This is a genomic window from Haloarcula halophila, assembly GCF_029278565.1.
GTDB lineage: Archaea > Halobacteriota > Halobacteria > Halobacteriales > Haloarculaceae > Haloarcula > Haloarcula halophila.
Map to the genome: position 1 here is coordinate 902,636 of NZ_CP119559.1, position 23,027 is coordinate 925,662.

23 protein-coding genes are annotated in these 23,027 nt (G+C 64.5%); 10 read left to right on the plus strand and 13 right to left on the minus strand.

Annotated elements, in window-relative coordinates; translation table 11 throughout:
* Positions 1–29: 29 nt before the first annotated feature.
* Both P0204_RS04745 and P0204_RS04750 read right to left on the minus strand, forming a co-directional pair.
* Positions 30–266, minus strand: coding sequence for a fibronectin type III-like domain-contianing protein (locus P0204_RS04745; RefSeq protein ID WP_276222125.1), 237 nt, complete (start codon positions 264–266; stop codon positions 30–32).
* Complete coding sequence (locus tag P0204_RS04750; protein ID WP_276222126.1) at positions 197–2,602, minus strand: glycoside hydrolase family 3 C-terminal domain-containing protein; 2,406 nt, start codon at positions 2,600–2,602, stop codon at positions 197–199. The genes P0204_RS04745 and P0204_RS04750 overlap by 70 nt, the downstream gene beginning before the upstream one ends.
* Positions 2,603–2,772: 170 nt before the next feature.
* On the opposite strand from P0204_RS04750, the gene P0204_RS04755 reads away from it, so the two are divergent.
* Genes P0204_RS04755 through P0204_RS04765 form a run of 3 tightly spaced genes read left to right on the plus strand, consistent with a single transcriptional unit; the run spans position 2,773 to position 4,493 of the window.
* Complete coding sequence (locus tag P0204_RS04755; protein WP_276222127.1) at positions 2,773–3,831, plus strand: TrmB family transcriptional regulator; 1,059 nt, start codon at positions 2,773–2,775, stop codon at positions 3,829–3,831.
* 40 nt (positions 3,832–3,871) lie between these two features.
* A complete protein-coding gene (locus P0204_RS04760; RefSeq protein WP_276222129.1) occupies positions 3,872–4,114 on the plus strand; it encodes a BolA/IbaG family iron-sulfur metabolism protein in 243 nt (80 codons plus the stop codon).
* A 40-nt stretch (positions 4,115–4,154) separates the two neighbouring features.
* The gene (locus P0204_RS04765; protein WP_276222131.1) at positions 4,155–4,493 is read left to right on the plus strand and encodes a glutaredoxin family protein; all 339 of its coding nucleotides are present in this window, start codon (positions 4,155–4,157) and stop codon (positions 4,491–4,493) included.
* 78 nt (positions 4,494–4,571) lie between these two features.
* Here the strand turns inward: P0204_RS04765 and P0204_RS04770 are convergent, their stop codons facing one another.
* Positions 4,572–4,748 carry a DUF5786 family protein gene (locus P0204_RS04770; RefSeq protein WP_276222133.1) on the minus strand — a complete coding sequence of 59 codons (177 nt, stop codon included), beginning with the start codon at positions 4,746–4,748 and terminating at the stop codon, positions 4,572–4,574.
* Between the two features lie 252 nt (positions 4,749–5,000).
* Here P0204_RS04770 and P0204_RS04775 point away from each other — a divergent pair, with 252 nt between their 5' ends.
* Positions 5,001–6,923, plus strand: coding sequence for a beta-CASP ribonuclease aCPSF1 (locus P0204_RS04775; protein ID WP_276222134.1), 1,923 nt, complete (start codon positions 5,001–5,003; stop codon positions 6,921–6,923).
* Between the two features lie 2 nt (positions 6,924–6,925).
* Here P0204_RS04775 and P0204_RS04780 read toward each other — a convergent pair whose 3' ends face one another.
* The gene (locus P0204_RS04780) at positions 6,926–7,954 is read right to left on the minus strand and encodes a DHH family phosphoesterase (RefSeq protein WP_276222136.1); all 1,029 of its coding nucleotides are present in this window, start codon (positions 7,952–7,954) and stop codon (positions 6,926–6,928) included.
* 200 nt (positions 7,955–8,154) lie between these two features.
* A complete protein-coding gene (locus P0204_RS04785; RefSeq protein ID WP_276222138.1) occupies positions 8,155–9,264 on the minus strand; it encodes an agmatinase family protein in 1,110 nt (369 codons plus the stop codon).
* A 338-nt stretch (positions 9,265–9,602) separates the two neighbouring features.
* On the opposite strand from P0204_RS04785, the gene P0204_RS04790 reads away from it, so the two are divergent.
* Positions 9,603–10,934, plus strand: a complete 1,332-nt coding sequence (locus P0204_RS04790) for a hemolysin family protein (RefSeq protein WP_276222140.1) — start codon at positions 9,603–9,605, stop codon at positions 10,932–10,934.
* 157 nt (positions 10,935–11,091) lie between these two features.
* On the opposite strand, the gene P0204_RS04795 is transcribed toward P0204_RS04790, so the two are convergent.
* Positions 11,092–12,114 (minus strand): AbrB/MazE/SpoVT family DNA-binding domain-containing protein, encoded by a 1,023-nt coding sequence (locus P0204_RS04795; RefSeq protein WP_276222142.1) that lies wholly within the window; start codon positions 12,112–12,114, stop codon positions 11,092–11,094.
* A 420-nt stretch (positions 12,115–12,534) separates the two neighbouring features.
* Between P0204_RS04795 and P0204_RS04800 the strand changes: the two genes are divergently transcribed.
* On the plus strand, positions 12,535–14,094 hold the full coding sequence (locus P0204_RS04800; RefSeq protein WP_276222144.1) for a high affinity choline transporter 1: 1,560 nt from the start codon (positions 12,535–12,537) through the stop codon (positions 14,092–14,094).
* 177 nt (positions 14,095–14,271) lie between these two features.
* On the opposite strand, the gene P0204_RS04805 is transcribed toward P0204_RS04800, so the two are convergent.
* The 7 genes from P0204_RS04805 to nikR all read right to left on the minus strand — a co-directional run bounded on the left by P0204_RS04805 (position 14,272) and on the right by nikR (position 20,357).
* The gene (locus tag P0204_RS04805) at positions 14,272–14,751 is read right to left on the minus strand and encodes a M67 family metallopeptidase (protein ID WP_276222145.1); all 480 of its coding nucleotides are present in this window, start codon (positions 14,749–14,751) and stop codon (positions 14,272–14,274) included.
* A 44-nt stretch (positions 14,752–14,795) separates the two neighbouring features.
* Entirely contained in the window at positions 14,796–15,506 is a 711-nt protein-coding gene (locus P0204_RS04810) for an ABC transporter ATP-binding protein (protein WP_379801711.1), read from the minus strand.
* Complete coding sequence (locus P0204_RS04815) at positions 15,503–16,297, minus strand: ABC transporter ATP-binding protein (protein WP_276222147.1); 795 nt, start codon at positions 16,295–16,297, stop codon at positions 15,503–15,505. Before P0204_RS04815 ends, P0204_RS04810 begins: the two co-directional genes overlap by 4 nt.
* Complete coding sequence (locus P0204_RS04820; protein WP_276222148.1) at positions 16,294–17,415, minus strand: ABC transporter permease subunit; 1,122 nt, start codon at positions 17,413–17,415, stop codon at positions 16,294–16,296. Before P0204_RS04820 ends, P0204_RS04815 begins: the two co-directional genes overlap by 4 nt.
* Positions 17,416–18,354, minus strand: coding sequence for an urea ABC transporter, permease protein UrtB (urtB, locus tag P0204_RS04825; protein ID WP_276222150.1), 939 nt, complete (start codon positions 18,352–18,354; stop codon positions 17,416–17,418).
* Positions 18,355–18,356: 2 nt separating this feature from the next.
* Positions 18,357–19,634, minus strand: coding sequence for an urea ABC transporter substrate-binding protein (locus P0204_RS04830; protein WP_276222152.1), 1,278 nt, complete (start codon positions 19,632–19,634; stop codon positions 18,357–18,359).
* Between the two features lie 312 nt (positions 19,635–19,946).
* Positions 19,947–20,357: a nickel-responsive transcriptional regulator NikR gene (gene nikR, locus P0204_RS04835; RefSeq protein WP_276222154.1), complete on the minus strand. Its 411-nt coding sequence runs from the start codon at positions 20,355–20,357 to the stop codon at positions 19,947–19,949.
* 102 nt (positions 20,358–20,459) lie between these two features.
* On the opposite strand from nikR, the gene P0204_RS04840 reads away from it, so the two are divergent.
* The 4 genes from P0204_RS04840 to P0204_RS04855 are packed head-to-tail and all read left to right on the plus strand — an operon-like array spanning position 20,460 to position 22,963.
* Positions 20,460–21,095 (plus strand): energy-coupling factor ABC transporter permease, encoded by a 636-nt coding sequence (locus tag P0204_RS04840; RefSeq protein WP_276222157.1) that lies wholly within the window; start codon positions 20,460–20,462, stop codon positions 21,093–21,095.
* Positions 21,095–21,400 (plus strand): PDGLE domain-containing protein, encoded by a 306-nt coding sequence (locus P0204_RS04845; protein ID WP_276222159.1) that lies wholly within the window; start codon positions 21,095–21,097, stop codon positions 21,398–21,400. Before P0204_RS04840 ends, P0204_RS04845 begins: the two co-directional genes overlap by 1 nt.
* A complete protein-coding gene (gene cbiQ / locus P0204_RS04850) occupies positions 21,387–22,178 on the plus strand; it encodes a cobalt ECF transporter T component CbiQ (RefSeq protein WP_276222161.1) in 792 nt (263 codons plus the stop codon). Before P0204_RS04845 ends, cbiQ begins: the two co-directional genes overlap by 14 nt.
* Positions 22,169–22,963: an energy-coupling factor ABC transporter ATP-binding protein gene (locus tag P0204_RS04855; RefSeq protein WP_276222163.1), complete on the plus strand. Its 795-nt coding sequence runs from the start codon at positions 22,169–22,171 to the stop codon at positions 22,961–22,963. The genes cbiQ and P0204_RS04855 overlap by 10 nt, the downstream gene beginning before the upstream one ends.
* Positions 22,964–23,027: the final 64 nt, after the last annotated feature.

Below are 23,027 nucleotides of genomic sequence, written 5' to 3' on the forward strand. Positions count from 1 at the left end.
GACGTCACCCCGAACGCGTCTCCTGGCCGTTACTCCCGTAGTTGAACGGTGGTCTGCCCGCGGATGTCACGCGAGGAGGAGCCGACCAGCAGGTCGTACGCACCGGTGTCGACGGTCCACTGTTCGGTCTCCGGGTCCCAGTACTGGAAGGCCTCGGGATCGACGGTGATCTGTGCGGTCCCGGTCTCGCCGGGCGTCACCGAGATCTTGTGGACGCCCGCGAGTTCCTTCGGCGGGCGTTCGATTCCCGGGTCCTGTGGCGCCACGTACACCTGGACGGCCTCTTTGCCCCGGCGCCCGCCCGTGTTCTCGACGTCGACCCGGACGGTGACGTTCTCACCGGCCTCGATCGACGAGGATGTCGTCCTGACCGAACTGTAATCGAAGGAGGTGTACGACTCGCCGTGACCGAACGGGAACAGCGGCTCGATCCCGGCTCGTCGAAGTGCCGGTAGCCCACGAACACGCCCTCGTCGTAGTGGACCGTCCCGTCGACTCCTGGGTACGCTCGCCCCTCGTCGGGTAGCGTCTCGACCTCGCCAGGGAGGTAGTCGGACAGCGACTCCCCGAAGGTCACCGGACTCTTCCCCGACGGGTTCGTCTCCCCGAACAGCAGGTTCGCGACCGCGGTCCCGCCCTCTTGGCCGGGGAACCACACCGCCATGATCGCGTCGACGTCGTCGACCCACGGCATCGCGACCGGCGCCTCCGTGTTGAGCAGGACGACGCTGTTGTCCGACTCGGCGGCGACGGCGTCGATCACCGCCTTCTGGTTCCACGGGAGGCCGAACTCGTGTCGATCGTCGCCGTAGAAGGTGTCGGTCTGTGCGAGGACGACGGTAGCGTCGGCGTCGGCCGCGGCCGCCTCGGCGTCGGCGATGGCCGACGGCGTCGTCCACTCCAGCGTGACCGGCGGCGACCCGGCGGCTTCGACGACGATCTCGTGCTCCGTCCCCGACTGGAGTTCCAGCGTCGCCTCCTCGGTCTTGGGGCCGAAGAAGCCGCCGCCCTCGCTGCGGACGACCGGGTCCCCGTCGACGACGACCCGGCCGCTGCCCTGACTGGTGAGTTCGAGCGCGTAGGTACCTGACTCCGGTGCGACGAGGGTTCCGCTCCACCGGACGGAGACGGTCTCGCTGCCGAGCGAGTCCAGGTCCGCCTGCGTGAGGTCGACGGTCTCCTCGGTCCGGGTCCGGACGGGGGTGCCCGACCAGTCGGCGTTGTCGAAGTACTCCGCAGTGAACCCTCTCCCGACGTCGTCGGACGGTCGGATTTCGTCCGGTCCGACGGCTTCTGGGCGCCGCGTGGCGACTGCCGTGACCGTCGTGTCGTCGGTGACCTCCTCGATGCCCTGGTGGAGCGGAATCCGTCGGATCGCCGTGACCGAGTCGCTCCCGCCGACGCTCTGTTTGAACGACTCGGGGTCGGGCCCGACGATAGCGATCTCGCCCGTCTCCTCGTCCAGCGGAAGCGTGTCGTCGTCGTTTTGTAGCAGGACCGAAGCCTCCTCGGCCATCCGCTGGGCGAGATCGAAGTGTTCCGACGTCCCGCGTGCGGGCTCGCTGCCGATCCGATCGCCCGAGAGTGCGCCGACCTCGTGTTGAGCCTGGAGTCCGTGTTCGACCATCTGATCGACGACCGTCTCCTCGTCGATCCGGTCGTTCTCGACGGCGTCGGCCAGCGTGCTCCCGAAGTAGTTCCCGGATGGCATCTCGACGTCCAGGCCGTTGACCGACGCGTGGACCGTGCTGTGCGTACCGCCCCAGTCCGAGATGACCATCCCGTCGAACTCCCAATCGTCCCTGAGGATATCGTCGAGCAGGTCGTCGTGCTCCGAGCAGAAGATGCCGTTGATCCGGTTGTACGCCGGCATCACCGCGCCCGCATCGCCCTCGGTGATCGCCTCGCGGAACGGCGGGAGATAGATCTCCCGAAGCGCCCGTTCGTCGGTGACGACGTTGTGCTCGGAGGTCGAGAAGTAGTCGTAGACCGAGCCAGTCGTGCTCGTCTGGTTGTACGCGGCGAAGTGTTTCAGCGTCGCGACGACGCCCTCCGACTGGACCCCGGTGGTGTACTCCCGTGCTAGTTCGCTTGCGAGGTGTGGGTCTTCCCCGAAGGTCTCCCCGGCCCGCGCGTGTACCGGGACGCGGAACGTGTCCATCGACGGCGCCAGCAGGATCGTCACGCCGCCGGATTTGGCCTCGCGGGCGATGACACGGCCTTGCCGTGTCGCGAGTTCCGGATCGAACGTCGCGGCGGCGCCGATCGGGTGCGGGAAGTCCGTCGTGGGCGACCCGAGCGACGCGCCGGGCGGCCCGTCGGCCATTCCCATCCCCGGAACGTCGAGCCGTGGGATCCCCGGCAGATGCCCCGCGATCCCGCTCGGCCCACCGGAGCCGCCGCGGGTCCGTGTGACCTTCTCTTCGAGGGTCATCTCGTCGACGAGTGCGGCAAGGTCGGGCTCGCCCCCGTGCTCGGCGCTGGCCGTGCCGCCAGCGCCCAACAGCGCCGCGGTAGCGAGGGCACCTGTCCCCCGCATGAACTCACGTCGCGTCGTCGTTCGTGTGCCGTCGTCGGTGCGATCGCCAGTATTGTCCACCATCGATAGTAGACAAAACGGCCCACGACCTAAACATTTGCCCAATAATTCAGTGTAAAAGTGGAATATATTTTTTAATATTCTCGAATCTTTTCGTTCTCTGTCCGTTCCACGGAAACAACGCCGGGCGCGCGGCCGGCAACGCTTATGAGAGTCGATACGGAAAACGGGCTATGCCCAGCGACACCGAGCTCGTCGAACGGCTCCAACAGTTCGGCTTCTCGGAGACGGAGGCGAGCGTCTATCTCGCCGTCGTCGAGCGGGGGCAGGCCACGCCGTCGACGATCGCGACGGCGGCCGACGTGTCGACGAGTTACGTCTACGACATCGCCGACACGCTCGAACAACACGGGGTCGTCAGGGTGGACCGACACCAGTCGCCGACGACGATCCGCGCACGTCCGCCGGACGCGGTGCTGGGCGACCGCGTCGAGACGATGCGCGAGACCATCTCGGCGGTCGACCGGCGGTTCGAACAGCCCTCCGAGGAGTTCGACGCACTGTCCGTGGTTCAGTCTCGACAGACGCTGTACGACCGATTTCGGCAGTTCATCGACAACGGTGAGTCCGAAATCTTCATCACGGTCCCTGCGGGGGTGCTACCGGAGATTGCCGACGAACTCGCGGCCGCCGTCGACCGCGGTGCCCTCGTGTTGCTCGCCGTGGCGGGGTCGACGGCCGACCTCCCGGCGTCGATGCTCGAACGCGTCGCGACGGTCGTCGCCTCTTGGGAACGCGGGATGACGGTCTATCTCACGGTCGATCAGTCGACCGGGATCATCTCGCCGTCCGCGCTGCTGGACTGGAAACACGGCGACGCCGAGGCGATCAGTTTCCACAACCAGTCGGTCGCCGTCGCCGTCGAGAGCGCGTTCCTCGGGACGATCTGGTCGGCCTCGGCGGAACTCGCCGTCCGCCGGCCGTCGTCGCTTCCCCGGACCTACCGGGGGTTCCGCGCGTCGATCTACGACACGGCCGTCTACATCCGCAAGGGAACGCCGATCCGGGCAAGGGTATCCGCCCGCCCGACGGGGACGAACGACGCGTTCTCGTCGCTCACCGGGGACGTCGTCGACGTGAGACAGAACTTCATCGAGCCGACGGACGCGGAGTTCAGCATGGAGGGATCGCTGACCCTCGATACTGGCGAGGAGACGGTGACCGTCGGTGGCGTCGGCGCCTTCCTCGAGGACTACGAGGCGGCCGAAGTGACGCTTCGCCCGCCGGAGTGAGCCAGCAACCGTTTTCCCCGCCCGGGACTTGGACGAAGACATGGACGAAAGCCAAGTCAAGGCCCTCATCGAGGGGGAGCTTCCGGAGGCGGTAGCGACCGTGACCACACCGCGTGACCCCGACGACGACAAACACTACGCCGTCGAAGTCGTCTCACCCGCCTTCGAAGGGAAGTCCCTGGTCGACCAGCACCAACTCGTCCACGACGCCTTGGGCGAGCATCTGACCACCGAGATCCACGCGATCGAGTTGACGACCGAGACACCCGCCGACGCGAACTGACGCCGATACCCATTTGCCCGCCGAGACGGTAGACCCTGCCATGTCGTTCGAACCCGAGGAACTCTCGCCGGCAGAAGTCGAATCGACTGTCCAGGAGACCATCGAGGACAACGAGGTCGCGCTGTTCATGAAGGGGACGGCGCTGATGCCACAGTGTGGTTACTCCCGGAAGGCGCTGGGACTCATCCAGCAACACCACGAGGACGTCGCGACCGTCAACGTCCTCCAGGCCACAGACGCGTTTCGCGAGTCGCTGTCGGAGTACAGCGGTCGCGAGACGATCCCCCAGACGTTCGTCGACGGTGAGTTCGTCGGCGGCAGCGACATTCTCGAACAGCTCGACGAGAACGGTGACCTGGCGGAGACGCTGAACGCCTGAGAGAGCGGTCACTCCGAGTGGTGCGTTCGGTCCACAAGAAACTGCGATCGGTCCGAGACCGGGGGTCGGATCGGCCGGTTAGTCGTCCTCGTCTTTCATCTCGCCGAGCTTGTCGACGAGGTCGGAGGTCGAGGCCTCCGTCTCGAAGGAGACGTCGCCGTCGTGGTCGTTCTCGTGGACAGCGACGCCCTCGCTGTCGTCCGCGTCGACGTCCTGGTCCTTCTGTTCGGATTCGTCGTAGCTACCAAAGCCCATATATGACGAAAGGGGAGAGCGACACTAAAGTTGGTCGGTCGGGTCGCTCGGAGGCGCGTGGTACCGTATCTCAGCCACCGACCGGACGGGACCGCACCTGCCGGCGACTCGCACGACCGCGAAACCAGGGAACGAACGGCTCCGGAAGCAAAGGTTCTTATTCGTGCTCTGTTTTTCGATACGTAACGGATACCCGAGAGCCGTGGTTCTTGCGACGGCGATCGAGCGCTTCAACGGTAGATTTCCCGACATATGAGTTCAGCAGACGAGACCTTAGAGAAGATCAAGGCACAGGTCGAGGACGAGACACCGAACGACATCACCATCGAAGCGGTGACGTTCGAGGGACCCGAGCTGGTCATCTACACGCCAGACGCCCAGACCGTCGCGAACCGTGACGGCATCGTCCGCAACCTCGCACAGACACTCCGCAAGCGCATCAACGTCCGGCCGACACAGGACGCGCTGGTCCCGCCCAAGCGGGCCCGCGAGCGCATCACGGAACTGATCCCGGAAGGAGCCGGCGTCCAGAACCTGGATTTCGACTCCGAGACCGGCGAGGTGTTCATCGAAGCCGAGAAACCCGGCCGGGTGATCGGTCGCCACGGCGAAACGCTAGATCAGATCTCCGCGAGCGTCGGCTGGACGCCCGAGGTCGTCAGGACCCCGCCGATGGAGTCCTCGACGGTCTCGAACGTCCGGAACTTCCTGAAACAGGAACGCGACGAGCGCCGGGACATCCTGGAACGGGTCGGTCGGAAGATCAACCGGCCCACCACCTCCGACGACGACTGGGTTCGACTGACGACCCTTGGCTGCTGTCGCGAAGTCGGCCGCGCCTCGTTCATCCTCTCGACGCCCGAGTCGCGCATCCTGATCGACTGTGGTGACAAACCCGGCGCCGAGGGGGAGGTCCCGTACCTCCAGGTGCCAGAGGCGCTGGCCGCCGGTCCGAACTCCATCGACGCCGTCGTCCTGACCCACGCCCACCTCGACCACTCCGCGCTCATCCCGATCCTGTTCAAGTACGGGTACGACGGGCCGATCTACACCACCGCGCCCACGCGTGACTTGATGGGCCTACTCCAGTTGGACTATCTGGACGTGGCGGCCAAAGAGGGCCGGACACCGCCCTACGAGAGCCAGCAGGTCCGTGACGCGCTGAAACACACGATTCCCCTGGAGTTCGGCAACGTCACCGACATCGCGCCGGACATCAAACTCACCATGCACAACGCCGGCCACATCCTCGGGTCGGCAGTCTGTCACTTCCACATCGGCGAGGGGCGGTACAACGTCGCCTTCTCCGGTGACATCCACTACAAGGACACCCGCCTGCTGGACGGCGCCGTCAACGACTTCCCCCGGGTCGAGACGCTCGTCCTCGAATCCACCTACGGCGGGAAAAACGACTACCAGACCGACCAGGAGGACTCCGAACGGGTCCTCAAGCGGGTCATCAACGAGGCGACCGAGAAGGACGGGAAGATCCTCATCCCCGCCTTCGCCGTGGGCCGCTCCCAGGAACTGATGCTCGTCCTGGAGGAGGCCATGCGGAAAGGCGACATCCCGACGATGCCCGTCTACCTCGACGGGATGATCCGCGAGGCGACCGCGATCCACACGGCCTACCCCGAATACCTCCGTGGTGATCTCCGCCAGCGCATCCTCTACGACGACGAGAACCCGTTCCTGGCCGACCAGTTCCAGCAGGTCGACGGCGGCGAGGAGATGCGCCAGGACATCGCCGACGACGAGCCGTGTATCGTGCTGACGACCTCCGGGATGGTCACCGGCGGTCCCGTGATGTCCTGGCTCCGCCTGCTCGGTGGCGATCCGGACAACACGATGGTCTTCGTCGGCTACCAGGCCGAGGGGACTCTGGGCCGGCAGATCCAGCGCGGCCAGGACGAGATCACGATGTCGGACCGCTCGGGACCACGGGCCGAGCGGGTGAGCCTAGAGATGGACATCGAGACGGTCGACGGCTTCTCCGGTCACGCCGACCGCCAGGGCCTGGAGACGTTCGTCGAGACGATGCACCCCCGACCGGAGAAGGTCCTCTGTGTCCACGGCGACGAGACCTCGACGAATCAGTTGTCATCGGCACTGTACCAGAACTTCAACATGCGGACGTTCAACCCCAAGAACCTGGAGACGTTCCGGTTCGTCTGACGTTACGCGTCCTCCGTATCGCCCTTGCCGTCCAGTTTCAACTCCGCGAGGAGTCGGGCACGGACCACCTGTTCGACGATCGTGACCAACTGGTCCTCGTCCGTCGTGTAGTCCGCGAAGATACCGAGCGGGATCTCGCCCCCGGCCATCTCCCGGTGGCCCCCCGCACTGCCGACATCACTGAACGCCGAGTCGAGCACCGTCCCGATGTTGATCCGTGCGTCCGTCGACCGGCCGCTCATCTGGATCGTATCCTCGACGATCCCGAAGACGATTGCCGTCTGGACGCCCTCCAGCGTGGCGAGGTAGTCCGCAGCCTGTGGGAGCGCGTCGCGCTCACTCGTCCGCCCGACGTGAGTGATCAACACCGATCCGTTGACCGACCGGTTGTCGATCGCGTCGGCGATCGCGTCGACGGTCGCCCCGCTGATCGACGGCGTCGAGAGTTTGTTCAGAAGTGCGTCGTCGGCGTGTGCGTGCAGGAACCCGGCGGCCTCGTACTCGGCGGTCGTGACCCCGCGGAGGAACCCCAACGTCTCCCGGCGGATGGCAAACAGCAGTGCCGTCGCCAATGTCGCGTCGATATCGTGTCCGGTATCCCGGACGTACTCCGTGAGGATCGTCGCCGTCGCACCCACGTCCTCCCGATGGTCGACGTATCGGCCCGTGACGTCCTCCGCCTGGTGGTGGTCGATGACGATGTCGACCGCAGTTCCCTCGGGCACCGCGTTGTTCGCGCCCGGGATCGAATGATCGACGAAGGCGAGCAGCGATCCCTCGGGTCGGTCGACGATCAGTCCTTGGTCGAACGACTTCAGCTCCACGTCGAGGAGGTTGACGAAGGCCCTGTTTTGCTGGTGGGTGATATCGCCGCTGTAGAGGATTCGGCGCTCGTCGATGCCCGCCGACGCCGCGAGCCGGCCCAGGGCGAGCGCGCTGGCCAGACAATCGGGGTCCGGGTTGTTGTGGCAGACGATCGTCAGTTCCTCGCTCGCCCCGAGCAGCGACTGGAGCTCGTTGACATCGGCCATGTCCCGACTCGGGGCGGGATCGGGATATAGTATGGGACCCGGTTCGTTATCGGGTCGGACGGTGTCTCGCGTCGGCCCGGCCGTCGTCGGCTGGTCGACGACCGAAACAGGTGGGACGGCGGGTAGCCACCCCGGGGCCGACGCGGTGGTTGGCAAGAGAGCGGTCCCGCGTGGCCCGTATGAAAAGGACCGGTTGACTCTCAGTCGTCGGCCGGTGTCTCGGCCTGGCCGGTCGGCCCGAGCGGTTCCTTCGGTTTGATCGGCGACCCCTCTTCGAGGCCCTTGCTGGCGAGCGCCATACTTCCCATCACTTCGATGATGAGGCGGTTGGCGAGCCCGCTCGTGATACCGCCGTTGTAAGAACTGGAGTCGCTGACGTCGTAGGCCGGCGAGACCTCGACCACGTCGAACCCGAAGTTCTCGGGGTCAAGCGCCTTGACGGTCTCCCGGATCATGTAGATGGCCTCGCGCGGAGTGAGTCCGCCGGGTTCGGGTTCGCCGGTTCCCGGGGCGTAGGCCGGTTCCATCACGTCCACGTCGAAGGAGACCCAGACGGCGTCGGTCCCGTCGGTCGCGCGTTCGACCGCGTCCTGGACGATCTCGTCGAGGTCCATCCCACCGACCTCCATCGCGGTGTACCACTTCATGTCGGCCTCGCGCATGTCCTCGTAGGTATCCGGACCGGGCCAGAAGCCCCGCGGGCCGATCAGCGTGTAGTTCTCGCCGTCCATGATCCCCTCGTCGTAGACGCGTTTGACCCAGGCGCCGTGGTCGTACTCGAAACCGGTCAGACCGTCCTCACCTGTGTCGGCGTGACAGTCGAAGTGGATCAGCCCGATGTCCTCGTAGCCGTTGGCCTCGGCCCAGCCCTTGATGTCGGGGTACGAGATGGAGTGGTCACCCCCGATGACGATGGGAGTCGCCTGCTCGCTGATCTCGTAGACGGCGTCCTCGATGTTGAGCTGACTCTGGCGCGTATCGCCGGGGGAGACCTGAGCATCACCGGTGTCAGCGACGCTGAACGTATCGAAGGGGTCGACGCCGGTCTCGATGTTGAAATGTTGGTAGGGCGGTGACGGGACCGTCGAGGCGGCACGGACGGCACGGGGTCCGTACCGGGTACCGGGTCGGATCGTGGTTGCGGTGTCCAGTGGCGCTCCCAGGATGCTGATATCGACGTCCTCCTCGTCGAGTTCGTCCCGGTCTGCTTCGGGGAGTTTGAGGAACGTCGGAATACCACTGAAGATCGGTTCGTTCGCGTGTTTGTGCTTCTCGCCGTAGATATCTTCGCCGGTGCGTTCGTCTGACATTGTGATCGTAGTATTTTCGTCCGGATTTCGGGCTATATCGCCCGTTTTTGTCGACAATAGTGGATGGAAAGACAATACTGAAAAGCGTTCCTTCGAATGTGTAATACCCACCCCGATGAACTGGAGCGGGCATATACCGTTCGAGTTTCCTTAAGGTATGAAATGACAGCGGACGTTCATCGGCAAATGGTCGAGAAGAACCGGTGTATACACCGATTCCCGGGAACTCCTAACAGCTAATCTGCTCCGGAGTTATTTTAAATGACTTTAGTAGATGGAACGAGACATCGGGATATGGACACACGACAATCGAACGCTCGTCGCTTCCGAACCCGCCGATGGTAAACGTCGCACTCTCGCTGGCGCAGGTCGTCGTTGCGCTGGTACTCGTGGTACTCAACGGCTTCTTCGTCGCCGCGGAGTTCGCCTTCGTACGGATACGGGGAACATCGGTCGAGCAACTCGCCGAGGAGGGTCGGACCGGCGCGGGGACACTCCAAGAAGTGATGGCGAACCTCGACGACTACCTCGCGACGACGCAACTCGGCATCACCATCGCCTCGCTCGGGTTGGGGTGGGTCGGCGAACCAGCCGTTGCGTCGCTCATCGAGCCCGTGCTGGCGCCGGTTCTCCCGATGAGTCTCGTTCACCTCGTCGCGTTCGCGATCGGGTTCAGTGTCATCACGTTCCTCCACGTCGTCTTCGGTGAACTCGCGCCGAAGACCCTCGCAATCGCCCGAACAGAGCGACTCTCTCTGTTCCTCGCCCCGCCGATGAAACTCTTCTACTACGTCCTCTATCCGGGGATCGTCGTCTTCAACGGGGCTGCCAACGCGTTCACACGGGCGCTCGGCGTTCCCCCCGCGTCCGAGACGGACGAGACGCTCGGCGAGCGGGAACTCCTCCGGGTGCTGACGCGCTCGGGCGAGGAAGGGGACATCGATCTCGAAGAAGTGACGATGATCGAGCGGGTCTTCGACCTCGACGACGTCGTCGTACGGGAGGTCATGGTTCCACGACCGGACGTGGTGAGTGTCTCGGCTGCTACCTCGCTCGCCGACCTCCAGTCGATCGTCCTCGAAACCGGGCATACGCGGTATCCAGTGCTTGCTGCCGACGACAGCGATCAGGTGATCGGATTCGTCGATGTCAAGGACGTACTCCGAGCGGAGGTAGAGGACGGTGACGCCGAGTCGGCCGGTGATATCGCCCGGGATATCGTCGTCGTCCCCGAGACGATGGCGCTGAGCGACCTCCTGAGACAGTTCAGAGAGGACCAACAACAGATGGCCGCAGTGATCGACGAGTGGGGGGCGTTCGAAGGGATTGCGACGGTTGAAGACGTCGTCGAGGCGCTCGTCGGCGACCTCCGGGACGAGTTTGATGTGGACGAACGTGAACCATCGATTCGCCGGCGTGACGACGACGGGTACGACGTTGACGGTGGCGTCCCGTTGTCCCGGATCAACGAGCTGATCCAGGGAGAGTTCACGAGTGAAGAGGTCGAAACGATCGGTGGACTGGTACTCGAACACCTCGACCGTGTGCCGGAACGTGGCGATCGCGTCGAGGTCGCCGGGTACGTCGTTGAAGTGACGGGCGTCCAGGGGACGCGAATTTCGACGGTCCGGGTCCACGAGCAGGAGACGGACGATCCAGAGATGGACTGAGTAGGGAGACGGAGGTGTCCGGTCGGGTCCTCCCCGCTGTCGGGACTGGTGTGTTGTACCTGTCCGGACCGAAGTCGCTCGCAACCGAATCGACGGTGACTGAGTCCTGTTTCCAGTAGCGGAACTGTTGTCGGATACGGAGTGGAAAACCGAACGCTCACTCGCTCGTGACGAGATCGGGGTCAGCACGGAACGCCAGGTGGGTCGCGACCGCGAGACTGTCCCGCGCGTGTCTCGTACTCCGTTCGAGGAGGACGACCGCTCGTTGGAGTGCAAGCAGTGGCTCGGGGCGTTCGGCCATCAAGTGATCGTTCAGGGCGTCGATACGGTCGTCGACGATACTGAACCGCTCGCGTGCCTCCTCTGTGGCTTCGTAGTCAGCCGTCGTGACGGCAGCGACCGTCGTCGATGCAGCGTCGTCGAGTGCGCTCCCCAGTTCACGTAGCTGTTCGGCGGTGACAGCGTCGGTCGCAGTCCCGTCACCCGTCGGGACCAATGTCCCGATCTCGCGGGCGATGTCGGCCATCAACATCACGTCCTGAGCGACCGAGCGGTAGCCGATGAGCGGGAACCCGGTTTCGAGTCCGACAGCCCGGTTGAGCCGCGGATTCCGGTACGTCGCGAACACGAGCCGGAGAAACAGGTAGAACAACTTTTCGGCCTGCTCGTACCGGGCGTCGATGCCCCGTGCACGCTCGATATCGCCTTCAGCGATGGCCGTCACCGCTTCGGTTCGCATCATCGCCTCGGTACGGCTGAGCCGGCCAAGCAGCGTCGGGAGATCGAAGTCACCGGGTGCGACCGAACACCTGACCATGACGTGGCTGTCGCCCTGTTCGACGACGCCAAGTCCCATGAGGCGTCGCTCGGCACGTCTGATAGCGTCCTGGTGATCGATCGACAGTGGCGTCGTCGACTCGATCCGGATGAGCTGGCGCCCGAGTACGTACTGGGTCACGACCGCGCGTTCGAGAGCCTCGTCGGTGAGCGTGTCCGCGTCGATGGTCGCTTCCGTGTCCTCGATCGTCGGCTGTTCGGGGACCAGCAGGAGCGACCCTCCGTTCTCGTCGCGCTGGACGATGATCTCGTCGCCCTTTTCGATGTCGTGATAACGCGCCCACTCGGCAGGGACGGTCACGGCCAGTGTCGACGACCCGAGCTGCTGGACCTTCCGTTTCATACGGACGGGATCAGGGGCCACGTTCGCGTCCCCCGCTGAATTCCTGTATGTCCATTTTTCTTCTTATATACTGTCTAATCACTCACCTATTTGTGCTTTCGATTGAGACAAATTCTACTAATACGTATACAGATAAACAGATGCCGTTCCGAAGTCGTGGCTATATTATCTGAATACTACTAGGAGACTGGAGTGGATTCGTATTGTTTGGATGTCCACCACTGTACCCGTACAGTGGATGTCCCTCACGGGATGGTACCACTCTGTAAACAATACCTGGAAAATCCCTTTGTGTAGTGATTGATTCGGAAGTTGTGTGCAACAATCCTGTCTGATCCCGACCCTGTTTCGGGAGAAAACTATCGAACCGTTTGATAAGTACCCATATTCCCACCCGAGTGTCAACCGAGGTGCTGTCCTGTGAGCGTCGTTATCTACGGTCTCGCCGCCACGATCATCGCGATGATGGCGATCGGATTCTACGTCGCCAAGAAGGTCAACGGCGACAGCATTAACTACATCGTCGCCGGGCGGGGACTCATCCTCCCGCTGGCCGCGGCGACCTTGATGGCCCAGTCGCTGGACTCGAACGCGACGCTTGGTAACACTGATCTCACGGCGAACTTCGGTTTCTGGGCCGGCGCGTCGCTACCCGTCGGCCTGGCGTTGTGTCTGTTCATCACCGGACTGTTCTTCGCGAAACCGATGAACCGGCTGAATCTCACGACGCTGCCGGACTTCTTCCGCCGGAAGTACGGCCGCACCGTCGAGATCGTCGCCAGTTTCATCATGTCGATCGCCTACGCGTTCCTCTTGGCGGGGAACCTGGTCGCCGGCGGCTTCCTCTTCCAGATCTTCGTCGGGACGAGCTTCCAAGTCGGCGTATTCATCATCGCCGGACTCGTGCTGGCGTACACCGTCGCCGGCGGCCTGTTCTCGGTCGCCTACACCGACGTGATACAGGCCGGAATCGCCTTCGTCGGCTCCATGGCGCTGATCGTCTACATCGCGACGAACTACGGGTTCACAATCCCAACCGGGATGGGACCGACGAACCTGGGACAGCTCACTGACCCGAGTCAGGGGGCGTACGTCAACCTCGCGACCATCGTCGCCCTCGGGCTCGGCGACATCGTCGCGATCGACTTCATGGAACGCGTGTTCGCAGCCAAGGACCCCGAGACCGCCCGGAAAGCGTGTTTCATCGGGGCTGCCGGCACGCTCGTCATCGGCGTCCCGTTCTCTATCGTCGCACTATCCGCGAATCCGATTCTCTCCTCGCTCGGCGTCGAAGCCGGTAACCAGGCCGTGCTGTACGCGCTGTTACAAAACGCCGTGCCGCCGTGGCTCGCCGCGCTCGTCCTCGCCGGCATCGTCGCGGCCTCGTTCTCAACGAGCGACGGCGCGATACTGGGGACCTCGGCAGTCATGGCCCGGAACGTCGTCGGAATCCGCGTCGAGGAAGGCACCGACGACGGCCCGGCCACTGTCGCCGACGGCGGTGAGGAGGGGCTCCTTGGAACCGAGAGCGACAAGCTGCTCACTGTTACGCGCCTGATGTCCGTCCCGATCACCCTGCTGGGCGTGTTCTTCGCGATACGGGTGTCCGCGACCGGAATGTTGCTCGTGCTGGCGTTCGACATCATGCTCGCCGGGGCGCTCGTCCCACTGGTGATGGGGCTGTACTGGTCCGAAATCTCGACCACGCCCGCGGCACTCAGTTCGATGCTTGCCGGTTCCGGGACCCGCCTCGTCCTCTTCGTACTGGTGCCGACGACGTACGCCTACGAGAACACGCTCCTGTACATCCAAAACGACATCTTCACCTCGGCGTTCGATGGCCTGCCGACGTTCATCGCCGCCGTGGTGAGCCTCGGGACCTTCCTCGTGGTCGCCTACCTCACCAAGGACGACTACCCGATCCACAGCCTGGAACCCCAGGAGACCCCCAACATCGTGGCCGGCGGCGAAGAGGACTGAGACCGCCACAGTCGTGAGCACATAGAATCCGGGTTTCGACAGGTTCTCGGTCGCTGTTTCGACTGGTCGGGTGGAACTGTCTCGTCGGAGGGTATCGAACTGACAGGCTGTCCCGTTCGAATGAGAACGCATTGTCCGATCGACGGCCGGGAACAGAACCGTGTCCGCGTCGAGGAGTTACATGAGCCGCGGCAGTTTCTCCGACTCGGCGTCGCCTTCCCCGACCGTCGTGACGGGAACTTCCCGCCAGCCGAACAGCCCGAGCTGGAACAGCCGATAGCTGTAGGGCTCTCCGTGAGGGGCGAAGACGACGAGCGCGAGCGGGTCGTGGATGTTCCGGCGGTCGACGCCCGTCAGACCGGACGGCGTCGACGGCGACGTATGCGAGTGATAGAACACGCGCGGCTCCGACGGGACGCGGTCGGTCGCCGTGGCGACGAACCGCCACCGTGGCTCCGCGGCGACGTTTTCAAGCGGGACGTGGTCGGTCGCGTGCAGCCGATCGTCCCGTCGAGTACAGGCGAGATACCCGCCCGCCTCGTGAGGGTGACTCGCCGCAATGGTGGCCGCGATCGAGTCCTGCAACTCGTCGGGGATCGTCAGCGAACCGGGCGTCCGGGCGAACAGCACAGTGCCCGACGTAGGCGACGCAGGCATAGAACCGTTTCGACCGGTCGGCGATCCGCAAAAAAGCGGACTGCTCAGACGGCCAGATACTCGGCGATCGCGTCCTCGTCGGCCAGCGTCGCGGAGCCGACCTCGTCGACGATCTCGCCCCGTTCCATCGCGTAACAGCGGTCTGCCATCTCGCGGATGACGCCGAGGTTCTGTTCGACGAAGAGGATCGTCGTCCCGAGTTCCTCGTTGATCGTCTGCATGTCCTGGCTGATCTGATCGACGATCGAGGGTTGAATTCCCTCGCTCGGCTCGTCGAGCAACAGCAGGTCGGGGTTCGAGACCAGCGCCCGCGCGATGGCGAGCATCTGCTGTTGGCCCCCCGAGAGCGTCCCGGCTTGTTGGCTGGCTCGCTCTTCGAGGATCGGGAAGTAGTCGTAGATTTCGTCGTACAGCGTCTCCGAGCTGTCGGCGTTGACGGTCTCGCCCATCTTGATGTTCTGCTCGACGGTGAGTTTCGGGAAGACGTCCCGGCCCTGCGGGATGTAGCCGATGCCAGCACGGGCGCGCTCGTCGGCGTCGTGACCGGTCACGTCGGTGCCGTCGTAGCTGACGGTGCCGTAGACGGGTTCGAGCAGGCCGATTACCGTCTTCATCAGGGTCGTCTTGCCGACGCCGTTTTTCCCCATGACGCCGACGATCTCGCCAGACTGGACCGAGAGGTCGACCTCCCGGAGGATCGGCGTCGAGTCGTAGGCGGCGGTCACGCCCTGGAGTTCGAGGATCGGATCGGTCATCGGTCGCTCTCCCCCAGGTAGATCCGTTGGACAGCCGGATCGGACTCGATCTCCTCGATCGGCCCCTCGCGGAACACCTCGCCGTTGTGCAGGACGGTCACTTCGTCGGCGATCTCCGCGACGAAGTCGGTGTCGTGTTCGATGACGACGAAGGCGATCCCCTCCTCCTCGTTGAGTCGGGTGACCCGCTCGGCGATGGCCTCGCGTTCGGCAACGTCGAGGCCGGCGACGGGTTCGTCGAGCAAGAGGAGGTCGGGCTCCAGGGACGCGGCCATTCCGATCTCCAGTTGCTGTTGCTGGCCGTGTGAGAGCGCGCTGGCGTCGACCTCCTCGTAGCCGGCGAGTCCGGCCGCTTCGATGGCCTCGTCGACACGCCGTCGCCGCTCGTCGCCGTCGGCGAACCGCTGGATCGGCAGCCGGGCGTTCTCACGGACGGTGAGTTCGCCGTACACCGACGGCACCTGGAACTTCATGCTGATGCCGCGTTTCACGCGGTCCTGTGGTTCCTCGTCGGTAATCTCGTGGCCGTCGTAGTAGAGGTCCCCGTCGGTCGGCGCGTACGTGCCGGTGATCAGTTTCAGCAGCGTCGACTTGCCGGCGCCGTTCGGGCCGATAAGACACCGGAGTTCGCCGGCTTCGACGCTGAAATCTACCTCGTCGATGGCGGTGAACCCGCCGAACTGCTTCTCCAGTCCGTCGGTCGCCAACAGCGTATCCGTTCGATCACCCGTTGCGAGTTCCGCGGCCGTCTGGCGGACGTTCGGGTTGCCCGCCGCGTCGTTCGTGCTCATGAGTCGACTACCTCCGTCGACGCCTCGGTCGGTTCCGAGGTCGCCGTTTCACCGCGTCGCTTCGAGTAGACCTCTTGGACCCACGGGACGATCCCGCCTGGCAGGCCGAGGATGAAAACCAACAGGAGCGTGCCGACGAGGACGAACGCGAGTTCCCCGCCCAAGGAGTTCCGGAAGAACTCGATGCCGACGGTGGCGATCACCGCACCGAGCAGCGTCTTCCGGCCGCCGACGCTCACCCAGATGACCGGCAGCGAGGCGAAGGTCAACTCGAAGACCCCGGGGCTCATGTAGTTGCCCCAGGAGGCGTACAGCACGCCCGAGAGACCGGCCAGCGCCCCACCGAGGGTGAAGACGGCCAGTTTCACGCGTTTGACGTCGTAGCCGAACATCCGGGTCCGGTCTTCGTCTTCCCGGACGGCGACCATCACGCGGCCGTAGTCGGAGTTGACGAGCGCCCGCAGACCGAGATAGGTCGCGATCAACAGCGCCAGCACGAAGTAGTAGAACGTCATGCTGTCGAAGGTGAACGCCGCGCCACCGACGCCGAGCGCGAGGTTCGGGATCGTCGGCATCCCGTTGAACCCGCCCAGCGCGGCCTCGCCGATCGTCCAGGCGTCACCGGCGGTCTGGGCCATGAACGTGTGCAACACGAGCGTCGACACCAGCGTGATGATAGTGACGTAGACGTTCCGAACGCCCCCGTAGAACATGAAATAGCCCAGGACCGCAGCCAGGAGCGCTCCCCCGGCGACGGCGACGACGAACGCCGCCGTGATCCCCGCCGGCGTTGCGAAGTTGACCGAGACGACGCCGAAGGTGTAGCCGGCGAAGCCGAAGAAGACGACCTGGCCAAAGGAGAGGATCCCGGCGTAGCCCCAGACGACCGACAGCGAGAGGCCGAGGAAGGCGTACACCAGGAACAGCGAGAACCGCGAGGCCTGGTAGGAGCCGACCGCGAGCGGGTACGCCGCGAGGGCCAGGACGGCGACGGCAAAGCCGGCCCAGAACCGCCGGGAGTTCCCGACGGTGTTTGGCCCTTCGAATCGACCGACGAGTCGATCGAGAAACCCCTCGGAGGCGTTCGAGTCCGCGCCTCCCGAGTGCGTGGTCGCCATCTACGCGCCCTCCTGGCGCCGTTCACGCAGGCGCTCGACGTAGCCCGTGATGCCCTCCGGGAGGAACCGGATCATCACGATCGCGGTCAACAGCAGCATGATCCGTCCGAAGAACGTCCCGATGAGGTTCGAGAAGACGGCGTTGATCATTCCCAGCAGGCCGCCCGCGAGGGTCGTCCCCAGCACGACGCTGGGGCCGCCGACGACGACGGCGACGAACGCCTCGACGAGGAACGAACTCCCTAGGCCTGGGACCATCGTGATCGTCGGCGCGTACAGCGCACCGGTTAGTCCCGCCAGGGCCGACCCGAAGGCGAACGTGGTCATGTAGGTCCGCTCGGTGTCGACACCCATCGCGCGGGCCGTGTCCTCGTCCTGGATGGTCGCCCGGGCGCGCATCCCATACTCGGTCCGGGTGAACACGTAGTACGTGACCGCCAGGACAGCCAGCGCGACGCCGGCAAGCAGGACCCGATACGTCGAGTACGAGAAGCCGCCGTAGGCGATGTTACCCAGCGGCGTCCCGATCTGGTCCAGCGAGTTGCCCAGCGTGATGCGTACACCCTGGACCATGATGAGCGAGAGCCCCCAGGTCGCGACCATCGAGTCCGCGAGTCGGTCGTACAGCGGTTCGATGACGTCGCGTCCGACGGCGAGTTGGCTGATCAGGTTCGGGAGCCACCCGGAGATGATGACCCGTTCGACGACCAGGCCGAACACCGCCGAGACGACGACCCCAGCGAGCATCGCGGCCGGCAGCGGCAGTCCGAGGCGGATGTTCGCCAGGGTCGTCGCGTACGCCCCGACCATGATGAACTCGCCGTGTGCGAGATTGATGACGCCCATGATGCCGAAGATGATGGCCAACCCCGCGGCTGCCAGCACGATGAACGCAAAGCTATCGAGGAACTGGAACAGGAGGTTCAGGCCGTTGACCATCCCTACCCAGCCTCCTCGTAGTAGTCCTGTGGGGTGTACTGGGTTTCCTCGTCTTCCTGCGTCAGATCACAGCCGACCGTGTCCTTGAGGAACGTCTCGGGGATGACCCGGTCGTCGACCGCCTCGATGTTGTGTTCCTCGTCGGCACGCATGACCCACATGTGGTGGTCGACGTGGTGGGTTTCGGGGACCAGCCGTATCTCCTCGTCCTCGGGGGCCTCGGGCGCACCGTAGGTGATCCCCGACTCCAGGGCCGCCTTGACTTCGCCTTGTTCGGTCGTGCCGGCCTGCTCGACGGCCTGCTTGTACATGTAGATCGAGAAGTAGTTGTTCTCGGCCTCCTCGTTGAGGTAGGGAGCGTCGGGGAACTTCTCGTAGTAGCGGTCGACGAACCCGCCCTCTTCGGTGTTGCGCTGGGTCGGGATCTCTTCCATGTAGTTGACCCCAGCGTAGATGTTGGCCATCGCAGGCGGGTCTAGCCGACGGTGTTCGTATCCCTGGGCCATCGCCGTCGACGTGCCGATCGGGACCTCCAGCCCGGCCGAGGCCTTCTGCTCGTAGAAGGAGGTGTGGTTCGCGCCGACGAGCATCGACATCACGAAGTCCGGGTCGGCTTCCTGGATGCGGTTGATCGTCGAGCCGAACTGGGAGTTCGACAGCGGGATGAACTCCTCGCCGATGACGTTGGCGTTGTTCTCGTTTGCCAGGACCTTCACCCAGTCCGCCGAGAGTTGCCCGAAGTTGTAGTCGGCGGCGATGGTGTAGATATCTGAACCGTATTCCTCGACGAGGTAGGGGAGAACGCTCCCGAGTTGCTGGCGGGCGGTCGGCCCGACAGCGAAGACGTTCTTGTCACAGACACCGCCCTCGTACTGAGTGGTGTAGAAGTACAGCTGATCCTCGCGGTCGATGATCGGGCGGATAGCCTCGCGAGTTGCCGAGGAGTAGCCGGCCCACAACGCGTCGACGTTGTTCTGGTTGATCATCCGCCGGGTGAGTTCCTGGTACCGCTGGTTGTCCGACTGCGGATCGGGGTCGAACACCTCGATCTGTTTCCCGTCGATCCCGCCGTTGTTGTTGATCTCCTCGATGGCCAGCAGCGACGCCTTGTGTTTCGGATCGCCAACCAGCGCGAAGTTGCCCGAGCGGTCCTCCAGGACGCCGAGCTTGATCGTATCGTCACCGGAGGCCGATCCGCCGGAACAACCGGCGAGTGCGGTCCCGGCCAGAACAGCCGACGATCCGAGGAAGCCACGGCGACTGACGAGTCGGTCGCTCATGCGCCCACCACCGAGAATCCATCATCATCTACAACCTTATACACACTGTTACTGAACGTATCAAGCGACTTATCGCCCAAATTAGTACGTCCGTCCATCGTTTGGCTCACATCGTTGGACATCCACAGGAAGTAAATAAGGGTTACTGATCGAATCTTATACTCTCCTTGAGAACGCGGGTTGTGTATAAGGATATAGAAGGACGTTCGCAAGTTACCGGATATTCAAACAATATCTGCGGAAAATAGATGAAGTCCGTAGAATTCGGTTCTGCCAGCGAGAGAGTCGGATCGGTTGCCGCTACTGGCCGAACTACTCGTCGACCACGACGACCTTGACCTGCTGGACGCCGGTGACCGATCGGAGTTGGTTCGCCAGTGCGGTGATATCACTGGCCGCACCCTCGACGACGAGCGTCTCCATGCAGGTGTCGTGTGAGAGGTGGATATGCTGGACGGACACGATCGTCTCGGCCATCTCGTGTTGGATCGTCTGGAGTTCGTCGGCGATACCGGCCGCGTGGTGGTCGTGGACGACGACGATCGTTCCGTGGTGGTGGTGGTCACCGTCGGACTCCCACTCGTAGGCCCCGAAGAAGTCCCGTAGCGAGTCACGGACGGCGGCCGATCGACTGGGGTACTCCCAGTCGTCGACGATCCCGTCGAGTCGGTCGACCATCGACGACGGCAGCGTGAGACTGATCCGGTCGAACTCGTCGCTCATACCGGCGTGTACGCAGATGGCCGGTATATGACTGGCCACTCGCCGCCGGTAATACTGCGCTATGACAAAGTATTATTGTCGGCCCCGACTGAAACGGGTAGCATGCACATTCCCGACGGCTACATCGATCTGCCGCTCGCGTTGCTGTTCGGCGCGCTCAGTGTGGGAGTCCTGAGCCTCGCTGCCAGGCGAGTCGGGGGTGACATCCCCGAACGGCGCGCCCCGCTCGTGGGCGTCGTCGCCGCCGGCGTGTTCGCCGCACAGATGCTCAACTGGCCGATCCCGGGCGGGACGAGCGCACACTTCGTCGGCGGTGCCTTCGCCGCGATCCTGCTGGGACCCCACCTGGGCGCACTCTGTGTCGCCACGGTCGTGACGATCCAGGCACTGATCTTCGGCGACGGCGGGCTCGTGGTGCTGGGAGCGAACGTCTTCAACATGGCCGTCGTCGAGGTGTACGTCGGCTACGCGGTCTATCGGTTGGTGGCCCCCTACGGTGAGTTCCGGGCCGCCTTCGCGGCCGGGTGGCTCGGAATCACCGCCGGGGCGCTCACCGCCGGCCTCCAGCTCGGCCTCTCCTCCGCCTTCGAGTTCCAGGTGGTGACGACGCTCGCCATCATGGGCGTGGGCCACCTGGTTCTGGGGCTCGTCGAGGGCGCGATCACCGCCGTGGTCTATCGCTATCTCGCACGGGCGCGGCCGGACCTCCGACCGACCGCAACGGAGGTGACCGCGTGATGGCCCCGGATTGGCTCCCGCGTGCGCTGGCGGTCTTGGTGGTCCTGACGGTACTCGCCCCGGTGTTCGGCTGGGCAGCCGGCGCTGTCGGCTACGCCGAACCCCTGGAGAACGCCGCCGAGGAGACGGGCGCGACCGATCACGCGAGTGCGACCGGGATCGCTCCCTTCCCCGACTACGCTATCCCCGGTCTCGGCGGAGCGACCGGAACCTTCGTCGCCGCGGTCGTCGGAACCGCACTGACCCTGTTGGTCGCGACGGGGATCGGCCGATTGCTCGGAACCGGGACCGATGGGCAACACTGATCTGGTCGCCCGGACCGTCGAATCGGTTGCCGCCCGCGCACAGTGGTTTCTGCTCACCGAGGACGTGCCCGAACGCCGGGGGTTCATGCAGGCGACGACACCGACCGTCAAGCTCCTCGGCGTCCTCGTCCTCGTTGCTCTCACCGTGACACAGCGGGCGCTCCCGACCGTCGCTGCCCTCGCGACACTCTCGGGCGTGCTGGCGTTCCTGTCTCGGGTCCCCGCCGGAACCTTTCTCGGACGGCTGGGCGGGCCACCGGTCGTTGCCATGCTCGTCGTCTCTCCGCAGGCCGTCCTGATGGGCGGGCCACGGCTGAGTGGACTCCCGCTGTCAGCAGCAGGCGTCGAGTACGTCCTGCTCTTTGCCGTCCGGGTGGCCGCCTGTGTCGGCTTTCTCTCGGTATTACTGTTGACGACCCGGTTCAGCGATATCCTCGGAGCGCTGTCCCGCCTGCGAGCGCCGTCGATCGCCGTCTCGCTGCTGTCGATCACCTATCGGTATCTGCTGTTGTTTTTCGCCGAACTCGAACGGATGGTCCGTGCACGCCGCGGACGGACGCTGGCCGAGACATCTCTGGCCCGGACCTGGCGGGACTCGGGGAACTTCCTCGGGGCCTTCCTCCTGCGGAGCGTCGAACGGGGCGAGCGAGTCCAGCGAGCCGCCCGTGCCCGCGGCGGGACCGGGACGGCACAGACCCAGCGAACCGAGTCCGCCGGCGCGGTCGATCTGGTCTTCGGTATGGTCGTCCTCACAGCGGTGGTGGTCGTGTGGCTGTGATCGACGCCAGCGGCGTCCGGTACAGCTACCCCGACGGGACGCTGGCCGTCGACGGCGTCGACGTGACCGTCGAGGCGGGCGAGCGAGTCGCGTTACTGGGGCCGAACGGCGCCGGCAAGAGCACGCTGTTGCAGTTGCTCGGTGGACTGTTGGACCCGGACGCCGGAACTGTCCGGTACTTCGGAGAGACGACTGACGCCGACACCGTTCGGGACCGGCTGAGTGTCCTCACGCAGAACCCCGCCGACTACCTCTTCAACCCAACAGTCAGGGAGGATCTGGCGTACGGTCCAAACCAGTTGGCCCTCACAGAGGACGAGGTCGATCGCCGCGTCGAGCGGATCGCCGATCGACTGGACCTCGACGGCCTGCTGTCGAAGCCGCCGTTCCGGCTGAGCGGGGGCCAGCAGCGACGGGCAGCACTGGCGAGCGCGCTCACCGTCGAGCCGGAGGTCCTGCTACTCGACGAGCCACTGAGTAACGTCGACGCCGCGAACCGGGCGACGATCCTGGAGTTGCTCGACGAACTCGCCGACGACGGGGCGACGCTCGTGATCTCGACCCCCGATACCGAACTCGTTCCACAGGTCGCCGACCGGGTGATTCTGCTGGACGCCGCCGGGGAGATCGCGGCCGTCGGCCCGACCCGCCAACTCCTGACCGATACGGCGCTGCTGGCCGACTGTCGGCTCCGTCCGCCACAGGTCGTTCGGCTGTTCGAGAGCCGGTTCGATCGGCCCCCGCTGACCGTCGCGGAAGCCGCTGATCGTCTCGACGAGAGATAGCCGGCAGCGTATGGTTGAACTTCGTCGGTTTTTCACGGTCTGGCACGACAACTTCAACTTCTGT

Coding starts and splice junctions, on each gene's coding strand:
- P0204_RS04780 (WP_276222136.1), bottom strand. CDS start 7,954: ATGGCCGATGTCAACGAGCTCCAGTCGCTGCTCGGGGCGAGCGAGGAA.
- P0204_RS04820 (WP_276222148.1), bottom strand. CDS start 17,415: ATGGCGACCACGCACTCGGGAGGCGCGGACTCGAACGCCTCCGAGGGG.
- P0204_RS04810 (WP_379801711.1), bottom strand. CDS start 15,506: ATGACCGATCCGATCCTCGAACTCCAGGGCGTGACCGCCGCCTACGAC.
- P0204_RS04840 (WP_276222157.1), top strand. CDS start 20,460: ATGCACATTCCCGACGGCTACATCGATCTGCCGCTCGCGTTGCTGTTC.
- P0204_RS04795 (WP_276222142.1), bottom strand. CDS start 12,114: ATGAAACGGAAGGTCCAGCAGCTCGGGTCGTCGACACTGGCCGTGACC.
- P0204_RS04765 (WP_276222131.1), top strand. CDS start 4,155: ATGTCGTTCGAACCCGAGGAACTCTCGCCGGCAGAAGTCGAATCGACT.
- P0204_RS04790 (WP_276222140.1), top strand. CDS start 9,603: ATGGTAAACGTCGCACTCTCGCTGGCGCAGGTCGTCGTTGCGCTGGTA.
- P0204_RS04830 (WP_276222152.1), bottom strand. CDS start 19,634: ATGAGCGACCGACTCGTCAGTCGCCGTGGCTTCCTCGGATCGTCGGCT.
- P0204_RS04760 (WP_276222129.1), top strand. CDS start 3,872: ATGGACGAAAGCCAAGTCAAGGCCCTCATCGAGGGGGAGCTTCCGGAG.
- P0204_RS04770 (WP_276222133.1), bottom strand. CDS start 4,748: ATGGGCTTTGGTAGCTACGACGAATCCGAACAGAAGGACCAGGACGTC.
- P0204_RS04815 (WP_276222147.1), bottom strand. CDS start 16,297: ATGAGCACGAACGACGCGGCGGGCAACCCGAACGTCCGCCAGACGGCC.
- P0204_RS04785 (WP_276222138.1), bottom strand. CDS start 9,264: ATGTCAGACGAACGCACCGGCGAAGATATCTACGGCGAGAAGCACAAA.
- P0204_RS04775 (WP_276222134.1), top strand. CDS start 5,001: ATGAGTTCAGCAGACGAGACCTTAGAGAAGATCAAGGCACAGGTCGAG.
- P0204_RS04845 (WP_276222159.1), top strand. CDS start 21,095: ATGGCCCCGGATTGGCTCCCGCGTGCGCTGGCGGTCTTGGTGGTCCTG.
- P0204_RS04750 (WP_276222126.1), bottom strand. CDS start 2,602: ATGGTGGACAATACTGGCGATCGCACCGACGACGGCACACGAACGACG.
- cbiQ (WP_276222161.1), top strand. CDS start 21,387: ATGGGCAACACTGATCTGGTCGCCCGGACCGTCGAATCGGTTGCCGCC.
- urtB (WP_276222150.1), bottom strand. CDS start 18,354: ATGGTCAACGGCCTGAACCTCCTGTTCCAGTTCCTCGATAGCTTTGCG.
- P0204_RS04805 (WP_276222145.1), bottom strand. CDS start 14,751: ATGCCTGCGTCGCCTACGTCGGGCACTGTGCTGTTCGCCCGGACGCCC.
- P0204_RS04755 (WP_276222127.1), top strand. CDS start 2,773: ATGCCCAGCGACACCGAGCTCGTCGAACGGCTCCAACAGTTCGGCTTC.
- nikR (WP_276222154.1), bottom strand. CDS start 20,357: ATGAGCGACGAGTTCGACCGGATCAGTCTCACGCTGCCGTCGTCGATG.